The organism is Mesorhizobium sp. WSM4840 (assembly GCF_055811755.1).
Map to the genome: position 1 here is coordinate 13,175 of NZ_JBVVQD010000056.1, position 9,845 is coordinate 23,019.

Here is a 9,845-nt window from a genome sequence, read left to right on the forward strand (position 1 = left end):
AATGTCGAGCTGCTCAACACCACGCTGCACTACACCCGGGTTCGGCTGCCCGACGCGGCCGTGTTAGCAAGAGGTCCGGCCGCGGCTTCCGCGACCGGACGCACCAAATTCTTCGGCCGATGGCCGATCAAGTCGGCGGGCGTTTGGCCCGCGCTAGATGCAAGGGGTTTTCGAGGACCCCGAAAAGGAGAACGGCATGAACCAAGAGGTCATGAATCTCTTCAATCCCCAGGCGCCTGCGCAGGTGTTCGATTCCATCCGGATCTCGCTCGCCAGCCCTGAGAAGATTCTGTCCTGGTCGTTCGGCGAGATCAAAAAGCCGGAGACCATCAACTACCGCACCTTCAAGCCGGAGCGTGACGGCCTGTTCTGCGCGCGCATTTTCGGTCCGATCAAGGACTACGAGTGCCTGTGCGGCAAGTACAAGCGCATGAAGTACAAGGGCGTCATCTGCGAAAAGTGCGGCGTCGAAGTCACGCTGTCGCGCGTCCGTCGCGAGCGCATGGGCCATATCGAGCTGGCCGCGCCCGTCGCCCATATCTGGTTCTTGAAGTCGCTGCCGTCGCGTATCGGCACGCTGCTCGACATGACGCTGAAGGACATCGAGCGCGTTCTCTACTTCGAGAACTACATCGTCACCGAGCCTGGCCTCACCGCGCTGAAGGAGCACCAGCTCCTCAGCGAGGAAGAGTACATGATGGCTGTCGACGAATATGGCGAAGATAGCTTCACCGCCATGATCGGCGCCGAGGCCATCCACGATCTTCTGGCCGGCATGGACCTGGAGAAGATCGCCGGCGATCTGCGTTCGGAGCTGGCTTCGACCACGTCCGAGCTGAAGCAGAAGAAGTATCTGAAGCGGCTTAAGGTCGTCGAGAACTTCATGGAGTCCGGCAACCGTCCGGAATGGATGATCATGAAGGTGGTTCCGGTGATCCCGCCGGACCTGCGCCCGCTCGTCCCGCTGGACGGCGGCCGCTTCGCGACATCGGATCTCAACGATCTCTATCGCCGCGTCATCAACCGCAACAACCGCCTGAAGCGGCTGATCGAGCTGCGTGCGCCCGGCATCATCGTGCGCAATGAAAAGCGCATGCTGCAGGAAGCCGTCGACGCGCTGTTCGACAACGGCCGTCGCGGCCGCGTCATCACCGGCGCCAACAAGCGTCCGCTGAAGTCGCTGTCCGACATGCTGAAGGGCAAGCAGGGCCGGTTCCGCCAGAACCTGCTCGGCAAGCGCGTCGATTATTCCGGCCGCTCGGTCATCGTGACCGGTCCGGAGCTCAAGCTGCACCAGTGCGGCCTGCCGAAGAAGATGGCGCTCGAACTGTTCAAGCCCTTCATTTATGCCCGTCTCGACGCCAAGGGTTATTCCTCGACCGTCAAGCAGGCGAAGAAGCTGGTCGAGAAGGAGCGTCCGGAGGTCTGGGATATTCTCGACGAGGTCATCCGCGAGCATCCGGTGCTTCTGAACCGTGCGCCGACGCTGCACCGCCTTGGCATCCAGGCGTTCGAGCCGATCCTGATCGAAGGCAAGGCTATCCAGCTTCACCCGCTGGTCTGCACGGCCTTCAACGCCGACTTCGACGGCGACCAGATGGCGGTTCACGTACCGCTGTCGCTGGAAGCACAGCTTGAAGCCCGCGTGCTGATGATGTCGACCAACAACATCCTGCACCCGGCTTCCGGCGCGCCGATCATCGTGCCGTCGCAGGATATGGTTCTGGGTCTCTACTATCTCTCGATCGTCAACCAGAATGAGCCGGGCGAGGGCATGGTGTTTGCCGACATGGGCGAACTCCAGCACGCACTCGAGACCAAGGCGGTGACGCTGCACTCCAAGATCAAGGGCCGCTTCCGCACGGTCGATGCGGATGGCAAGGTCGTGTCGAAGATCTACGACACCACGCCCGGCCGGATGATCATCGGCGAGCTTCTGCCGAAGAACGTCAACGTGCCTTATGAGACCGCCAACCAGGAGATGACCAAGAAGAACATCTCCAAGATGATCGACACCGTCTATCGCCATTGCGGTCAGAAGGAGACGGTCATTTTCTGCGATCGCATCATGGCCCTCGGCTTCAGCCACGCCTGCCGCGCCGGCATTTCGTTCGGCAAGGACGACATGCTGATCCCGGATGCCAAGATCAAGCTGGTTTCCGACACCGAGGCTTTGGCCAAGGAATACGAGCAGCAGTACAATGACGGCCTGATCACGCAGGGCGAGAAGTACAACAAGGTCGTCGACGCCTGGGCCAAGTGCTCGGAAAAGGTCGCCGACGAGATGATGGCCCGCATCAAGGCGGTCGAGTTCGAGGACAATGGCCGTCAAAAGCCGATGAACTCGATCTACATGATGTCGCACTCCGGTGCGCGCGGCTCGCCCACCCAGATGCGCCAGCTTGCCGGTATGCGCGGCCTGATGGCCAAGCCTAGCGGTGAAATCATCGAGACGCCGATCATCTCGAACTTCAAGGAAGGCCTGACCGTGCTCGAGTACTTCAACTCGACCCACGGCGCCCGCAAGGGTCTGGCCGACACCGCCTTGAAGACGGCGAATTCGGGTTACCTCACCCGTCGTCTGGTCGACGTGGCGCAGGACTGCATCGTCAACTCCGTCGACTGCGGCACCGACAAGGGCCTCACCATGCAGCCGATCGTCGATGCCGGCCAGGTCGTCGCTTCCGTCGGCCAGCGCGTTCTCGGCCGCACGGCGCTCGACGATATCACGCATCCGGTCACCGGTGAGGTTCTGGTCAAGGCCGGAACGCTGATGGACGAACGCGACGTCGAGCAGATCGAACAGGCCGGCGTCCAGTCGGTCCGCATTCGCTCGGCACTGACTTGCGATGTCAGGGTCGGTGTATGCGCGGTCTGCTACGGACGCGATCTGGCCCGCGGCACCCCGGTCAACCAGGGCGAGGCTGTCGGCGTCATCGCGGCGCAGTCGATCGGCGAGCCGGGCACCCAGCTCACCATGCGTACCTTCCACATGGGCGGTACGGCGCAGGTGGTGGACTCGTCGTTCCTTGAAGCCTCGTATGAGGGCAAGGTCGAGATCCGCAACCGCAACGTGGTGCGCAACTCCGACGGCCAGCAGATGGTCATGGGCCGCAACATGGCGGTGCTGATCCTCGACGAAGCCGGCAAGGAGCGCGCCACGCACCGTGTTACTTATGGTTCGCGCATCTTCGTGGACGATGGCGACAAGGTGAAGCGCGGCCAGCGCATCGCCGAGTGGGATCCCTATACCCGCCCGGTCCTCACCGAAATCGAGGGCAAGGTGGCGTTCGAGGATCTGGTCGACGGCATTTCCGTCCAGGAAACGGCCGACGAGTCGACCGGCATCACCAAGCGCGAGGTCATCGACTGGCGTTCGACGCCACGCGGCAACGACCTCAAGCCGGCGATCGTGGTCCAGGACGCCAAGGGCAAGGTCGGCAAACTGTCGAAGGGCGGCGACGCCCGCTTCCTGCTCTCGGTCGAGGCCATTCTTTCGGTCGAGCCGGGTGCACAGGTTCGCCCCGGCGACGTGCTGGCGCGTATCCCGATGGAAAGCGCCAAGACCAAGGACATCACCGGCGGTCTGCCGCGTGTTGCCGAACTGTTCGAGGCACGCCGTCCGAAGGATCACGCCATCATCGCCGAGATCGACGGCACGATCCGCTTCGGCCGCGACTACAAGAACAAGCGCCGCATCATCATCGAACCGCATGACTCGACGCTTGAGCCGGTCGAATACCTGATCCCGAAGGGCAAGCCGTTCCATCTCCAGGACGGCGACGTCATCGAGAAGGGCGACTACATCCTCGACGGCAATCCGGCGCCGCACGACATCCTGGCGATCAAGGGCGTGGAGGCGCTTGCGTCCTACCTCGTCAACGAGATCCAGGAGGTCTACCGTCTGCAGGGCGTGTCGATCAACGACAAGCACATCGAGGTGATCGTTCGCCAGATGCTGCAGAAGGTCGAGATCACTGCGCAGGGCGACTCGACCTACATTCCGGGCGACCACGTCGACGTGATCGAGCTGGAAGAGGTCAACGAGCGCCTGGTCGAGGACGGCAAGAAGCCGGCCGAAGGCCAGCCGGTGCTCCTGGGCATCACCAAGGCCTCGCTGCAGACGCCGTCCTTCATCTCGGCCGCCTCCTTCCAGGAGACGACCAGGGTGCTGACAGAAGCGGCGGTTGCCGGCAAGACCGACATGCTGCAGGGGCTGAAGGAAAACGTCATCGTCGGCCGTCTGATCCCGGCCGGCACCGGCGGCACGATGAGCCAGATCCGGCGCATCGCCACCTCGCGCGACGAGTTGATCATCGACGAGCGCCGCAAGGCGTCGGGCGTCGAGGTCGCCGATCAGATGCTGACCGACATGGCTTCCGCCGCGCAGTAAGCGCGGCGGTACAGATCTCAGGCAACAAAGCCGTCGGGGCAACCCGGCGGCTTTTTTTGTGTTGAAGTTGGAAAACTTATGCCGCTGGCGACGGAGTGGGAGGAGGCGTCGTCGAGTGTTTGCGACTTATTTCGATCGTCCGGCGCCGCCCCTCATTGCCCTGCCGGGCATTTCTCCCCGTAAACGGGGAGAAAGAAGCTGGCCGCAGCCCTGGCGCTCTTCTGCGACGCTGGAGATTGGCGAAATCTTTGATGACGGCGTCCTTCTCCCTGTTCACGGGGAGAAGATGGCGGCAGCCAGATGAGGGGCGGCGCGACGCTTGCAAGATGGTCAGGACCGGGGCGAAGGCCACTCCTTACAGCTCCGCGGCTTAATCGAAAAACGCTTCCACCACATTGCGCCTACCCAGCATGAAGGCGTCGGCGACATGCTGGAGGGGAGCGAGATCGACATCGGAAACGCCGGCGCGCACGATCTCTGCGAAACGCCTGTAGAGCATCGGGTATTCGGCTTCCGGCTCGTCGTGAACGACGCGGCCGTCGACCGCTAGTTTTGAGCCGCCGCCGGAAAGCACCATCGCGCCGTTGTCCGTCTCGGCCAGGATGTCCCAGCTTTGCGGGCCGGTCTGGCGCCAGTCGAGCTCCATCGTCACCGGCAAGCCGTTCGAGGTGCGGAAGGCGATGTGTGCGGCGATCGGGGCGGCGCGGTTTTCGGGAAAATCGAGGATCGACGAGGTGATGAACATCGCCGGCAATATATGGGTCGCGATCGACAGCGCGTTGATGCCGGGATCGAACACGCCGAAGCCGCCCGGAGCCCAGATCCAGTCCTGGTTCGGGTGCCAGCGGCGCACGTCCTCCTTCCAGTTGATGGCTGCCGATCTTATTGTGGTCGAGCCGAGAAAATCGCGCGCGGCCTTGACTGCCGGGGCATAGCGCGAATGCCAGCTGGCGAACAGCGAGACGCCGTTCGCGACCGCTAGCGCCTTCAAATCCTCGACCTCGCTGACCGTGGCGCCGGGCGGCTTTTCCAGGAAGACATGTTTTTTCGCCGCCAGCGCTGTCCGCGCGGCGTCGTAGCGGAACTGCGGCGGCATGCAGAGCGATACGGCCTCAAGCTCCGGCACCGCGTCCAGCATCGCCTCGATATCAGGAAAATTTGCGATCCCGTCCACCTTGCCGTGCCGGCTGGCGGCGGCGACGAGGCGGTAGTCCCGGTCCTTGGCCAGGGCTGGCAGGTGCTGGTCGCGGACGATCTTTCCCACCCCGACGATGCCGAGCTTGATAGGGTTGCTGTTCGAGGACATGGGAGACTCCACGGATTGGAAAATGCACTGCTCCTGGCAGCGATTGGTTCTCTTAGCAGAGAACCGATGCCGGGCAAGTCGCGGGAGGCTCGCTCGGCGGGCCGAGATAGAGCCCGCTTCAGACTGGCCTTGCTTCAGACTGGCCCTGCTTTGACTGGCCCTGCCTCAGACTGGCACGTCGAAGGTGACGATCGACACTTCGCCTTCGAGCGCGCCTTGATAGGCCGACAGGTGCGGCTCGTCGTCGGGCACGCCGTCAAGGTCGCCGATCTGATCGAGCTCAGCCTCGGCGTAACCTTCGGCCGAGAGCGATTCGAGCGCCCGGCGCACCGCCGAATCGTCGTCGGGCGCGACCAGCATGACGTGGACGCCTTCCGGCTTGCCGTCTTTCCTCTTCCACGCCCGGCCGGTGATGATGGTGACCGGGCGCTCATCATTGTCGTTCACGGGCTGATTCCTCCGGGCGAGGGGATCTGTGCTGTTCATGCCTCTTTTTCGCATGAAGCATGGCCGCGCAACAGCCGAAAGCCGGTCACTTTCTTCCCTCCTCTTGCAAAATGGCGAAAGAAAATTACATGCGCTTTTCGCATGGCTGCCAAGCCTCGGTTTCAGCGTAATATTTGGCGCTCCGGGGTTGACGGGCAACAGGCTTGCGAGTAGAAGCCGCCCAGTCAGAACCGATGTGAGGCTCTCCCTTCCGAAGCGACACGCTTTGGAGTTTGCCTCAAACAGGGTTCGTTTTACGAGCGAAAAGACATTTCCGGCGTGCATGAAGCGGTTTCCGCTTCCTCTGCCATTTGTTCGGGCAAGACCGCGAGGCGCGGTTTGTGGCCCGAATTTGCGTATGGAAATGACGCTTTGAGCGGCCCTGACCGGGCGAGACACGGAATTGAGAGACAAGAGGGTTTAATGCCTACCGTCAACCAGCTGATCCGCAAGCCGCGCATTGCGCCGGTGAAGCGCAACAAGGTCCCGGCCATGCAGCAGAACCCGCAGAAGCGGGGCGTCTGCACGCGCGTCTACACAACGACGCCGAAGAAGCCGAACTCGGCGCTGCGCAAGGTGGCCAAGATTCGCCTGACCAATGGTTTTGAAGTGATCGGCTACATCCCCGGCGAAGGCCACAACCTTCAGGAACACTCGGTGGTGATGATCCGCGGCGGCCGCGTCAAGGATCTTCCGGGCGTCCGCTACCATATCATCCGCGGCGTGCTCGACACGCAGGGTGTGAAGAACCGCAAGCAGCGCCGTTCGAAATACGGCGCCAAGCGTCCGAAGTGACCGAAGCGTAGCCAAGGTCATCCCGGACGGCGCCAGGCGACGATCCGGGATCCAGGCCACCACGCAGAATTGAGGCAGAGAAAAAATGTCCCGTCGTCACAGTGCAGAAAAGCGTGAGATCAACCCGGACCCGAAGTTCGGCGATCTGATCGTCACCAAGTTCATGAACGCCGTCATGTATGACGGCAAGAAGTCGGTTGCCGAGACCATCGTCTACGGCGCGCTCGACCAGGTCCAGTCCAAGACCAAGCAGGAGCCGGTCACCGTCTTCCACCAGGCGCTCGACAATGTCGCGCCGCATGTGGAAGTGCGTTCGCGCCGCGTCGGTGGTGCCACCTACCAGGTTCCGGTCGACGTGCGCCCCGAGCGCCGTCAGGCGCTGGCCATCCGCTGGCTGATCGCCGCCGCTCGCAACCGCAACGAGACCACGATGGTCGACCGCCTCTCCGGCGAGCTGATGGATGCGGCCAACAACCGCGGCACCGCCGTCAAGAAGCGTGAAGACACCCACAAGATGGCAGAAGCCAACCGCGCCTTCGCGCACTACCGCTGGTAAAGCGCGAACGAGACTGAAGAGGCACCTCCCATGGCCCGCGAATATAAAATCGAAGACTACCGCAATTTCGGTATCATGGCGCATATCGACGCCGGCAAGACGACGACCACCGAGCGCGTCCTCTACTACACGGGCAAGTCGCACAAGATCGGCGAAGTTCATGACGGCGCTGCCACCATGGATTGGATGGAGCAGGAGCAGGAGCGCGGCATCACCATCACATCCGCCGCGACCACGACCTTCTGGAAGGGTCGTGACGGCAAGATGCACCGCTTCAACATCATCGACACCCCCGGCCACGTCGACTTCACCATCGAGGTCGAGCGTTCGCTGCGCGTGCTCGACGGCGCCATTGCGCTGCTCGACGCCAATGCCGGTGTCGAGCCGCAGACGGAAACCGTCTGGCGCCAGGCCGACAAGTACCGCGTGCCGCGCATGATCTTCTGCAACAAGATGGACAAGATCGGCGCCGATTTTTACCGCTCGGTCGAGATGATCGGCTCGCGCCTCGGCGCGCATGCCGTCGTCATGCAGCTGCCGATCGGTGCTGAGACCGAGTTCAAGGGCATCGTCGATCTCGTCGAGATGAACGCGCTGGTCTGGCGCGACGAAACGCTGGGCGCTGCCTGGGACGTCGTCGAGATCCCGGACGATCTCAAAGCTCGTGCGGAAGAGTACCGCGAGAAGATGATCGAAGCCGCCGTCGAAATGGACGAGACGGCGCTTGAGAATTACCTCGAAGGCAAGATGCCCGACAATGACGAGATCCGCGCGCTGATCCGCAAGGGCACCATTGCGGTGAAATTCTACCCGATGTTCTGTGGCTCCGCCTTCAAGAACAAGGGCGTGCAGCCGCTGCTCGACGCCGTTGTCGAATACCTGCCGTCGCCGGCCGACGTTCCGGCCATCAAGGGCGTCGACGCCAAGACCGACGCCGAGATCGAGCGTCATGCCGACGACAACGAACCGCTGTCGATGCTTGCCTTCAAGATCATGAACGACCCGTTCGTCGGCTCGCTCACCTTCGCCCGCATCTATTCGGGCAAGCTCACCAAGGGCATCTCGGTCGACAACACGGTCAAGGGCAAGAAGGAGCGCATCGGCCGCATGCTGCAAATGCATGCGAACTCGCGCGCCGACGTCGAAGAGGCTTTCGCCGGCGACATCGTCGCCTTGGCCGGCCTCAAGGACACGACCACGGGCGACACGCTCTGCGATCCGCTGCATCCGGTCATCCTCGAGCGCATGGAATTCCCCGATCCGGTCATCCAGATCGCGATTGAGCCGAAGACCAAGAACGACCAGGAAAAGATGGGCCTTGCGCTGCATCGCCTGGCCGCCGAGGACCCGTCCTTCCGCGTCAAGACCGACGAGGAATCAGGCCAGACGATCATTTCCGGCATGGGCGAGCTCCACCTCGACATCATCGTCGACCGCATGCGTCGCGAGTTCAAGGTCGAGGCCAATGTCGGCGCGCCGCAGGTGGCCTATCGTGAGACGATCACCCGCAGCCAAGAGCAGGACTACACCCATAAGAAGCAGACCGGCGGCACGGGCCAGTTCGCCCGCGTCAAGATCCTGTTCGAACCAAATCCGGAAAGCAGCGAATTCCTGTTCGAATCCAAGATTGTCGGCGGCGCTGTGCCGAAGGAATACATCCCCGGTGTCGAAAAGGGCATCAACAGCGTCATGACGTCGGGTCCGTTCGCCGGCTTCCCGATGATCGGCGTCAAGGCGACGCTGATCGATGGTGCCTACCACGACGTGGATTCCAGCGTTCTGGCCTTCGAAATCGCTGGCCGTGCCTGCTTCCGTGAAGCGGCGCCCAGGCTTGGCGTGCAGTTGCTCGAGCCGATCATGAAGGTCGAAGTGGTGACGCCGGAAGATTATGTCGGCAGCGTCATCGGCGATCTGAACGGCCGTCGCGGCCAGATCCAGGGCCAGGAAGCCCGTGGCGTGGCGGTGGTTATCAACGCGATGGTGCCGCTCGCCAACATGTTCAAATACGTCGACAACCTGCGCTCGATGAGCCAGGGCCGCGCGGCCTACACGATGCAATTCGATCACTACGAGCCGGTGCCGACCGCGGTCGCTCAGGAAGTCCAGAAGAAATACGCGTAACCAGAACGGGTTGCAGCGCTAACTTAATTCAAAGCCCGCACGGGCGAGCAGGAATGGAGACATCACATGGCAAAAGGTAAATTCGAGCGTACAAAGCCTCATGTGAACATCGGCACGATTGGCCACGTCGATCATGGCAAGACGTCGCTGACGGCGGCGATCACCAAGTATTTTGGCGAATACAAGCG

7 protein-coding genes are annotated in these 9,845 nt (G+C 62.2%); 5 read left to right on the forward strand and 2 right to left on the reverse strand.

Going from position 1 to position 9,845, the window contains the following annotated elements:
• Positions 1-196 precede the first annotated feature (196 nt).
• Entirely contained in the window at positions 197-4,393 is a 4,197-nt protein-coding gene (gene rpoC, locus AC0L3I_RS35280; protein WP_473487415.1) for a DNA-directed RNA polymerase subunit beta', read from the forward strand.
• A gap of 370 nt (positions 4,394-4,763) precedes the next feature.
• On the opposite strand, the gene AC0L3I_RS35285 is transcribed toward rpoC, so the two are convergent.
• Together AC0L3I_RS35285 and AC0L3I_RS35290 are read right to left on the reverse strand one after the other, a co-directional pair.
• Positions 4,764-5,699, reverse strand: coding sequence for a Gfo/Idh/MocA family protein (locus AC0L3I_RS35285; RefSeq protein ID WP_473530019.1), 936 nt, complete (start codon positions 5,697-5,699; stop codon positions 4,764-4,766).
• Between the two features lie 165 nt (positions 5,700-5,864).
• Positions 5,865-6,146 carry a transcriptional regulator gene (locus tag AC0L3I_RS35290; RefSeq protein ID WP_123150797.1) on the reverse strand — a complete coding sequence of 94 codons (282 nt, stop codon included), beginning with the start codon at positions 6,144-6,146 and terminating at the stop codon, positions 5,865-5,867.
• 462 nt (positions 6,147-6,608) lie between these two features.
• Here AC0L3I_RS35290 and rpsL point away from each other — a divergent pair, with 462 nt between their 5' ends.
• The 4 genes from rpsL to AC0L3I_RS35310 all read left to right on the forward strand — a co-directional run.
• Complete coding sequence (gene rpsL, locus AC0L3I_RS35295) at positions 6,609-6,980, forward strand: 30S ribosomal protein S12 (protein WP_006333356.1); 372 nt, start codon at positions 6,609-6,611, stop codon at positions 6,978-6,980.
• Positions 6,981-7,065: 85 nt separating this feature from the next.
• Entirely contained in the window at positions 7,066-7,536 is a 471-nt protein-coding gene (gene rpsG / locus AC0L3I_RS35300; RefSeq protein WP_008875664.1) for a 30S ribosomal protein S7, read from the forward strand.
• Between the two features lie 30 nt (positions 7,537-7,566).
• Positions 7,567-9,657, forward strand: a complete 2,091-nt coding sequence (gene fusA / locus AC0L3I_RS35305; RefSeq protein ID WP_029352192.1) for an elongation factor G — start codon at positions 7,567-7,569, stop codon at positions 9,655-9,657.
• A gap of 66 nt (positions 9,658-9,723) precedes the next feature.
• A partial coding sequence (locus tag AC0L3I_RS35310; RefSeq protein ID WP_246677656.1) for a GTP-binding protein occupies positions 9,724-9,845 on the forward strand: 122 nt, incomplete at its 3' end.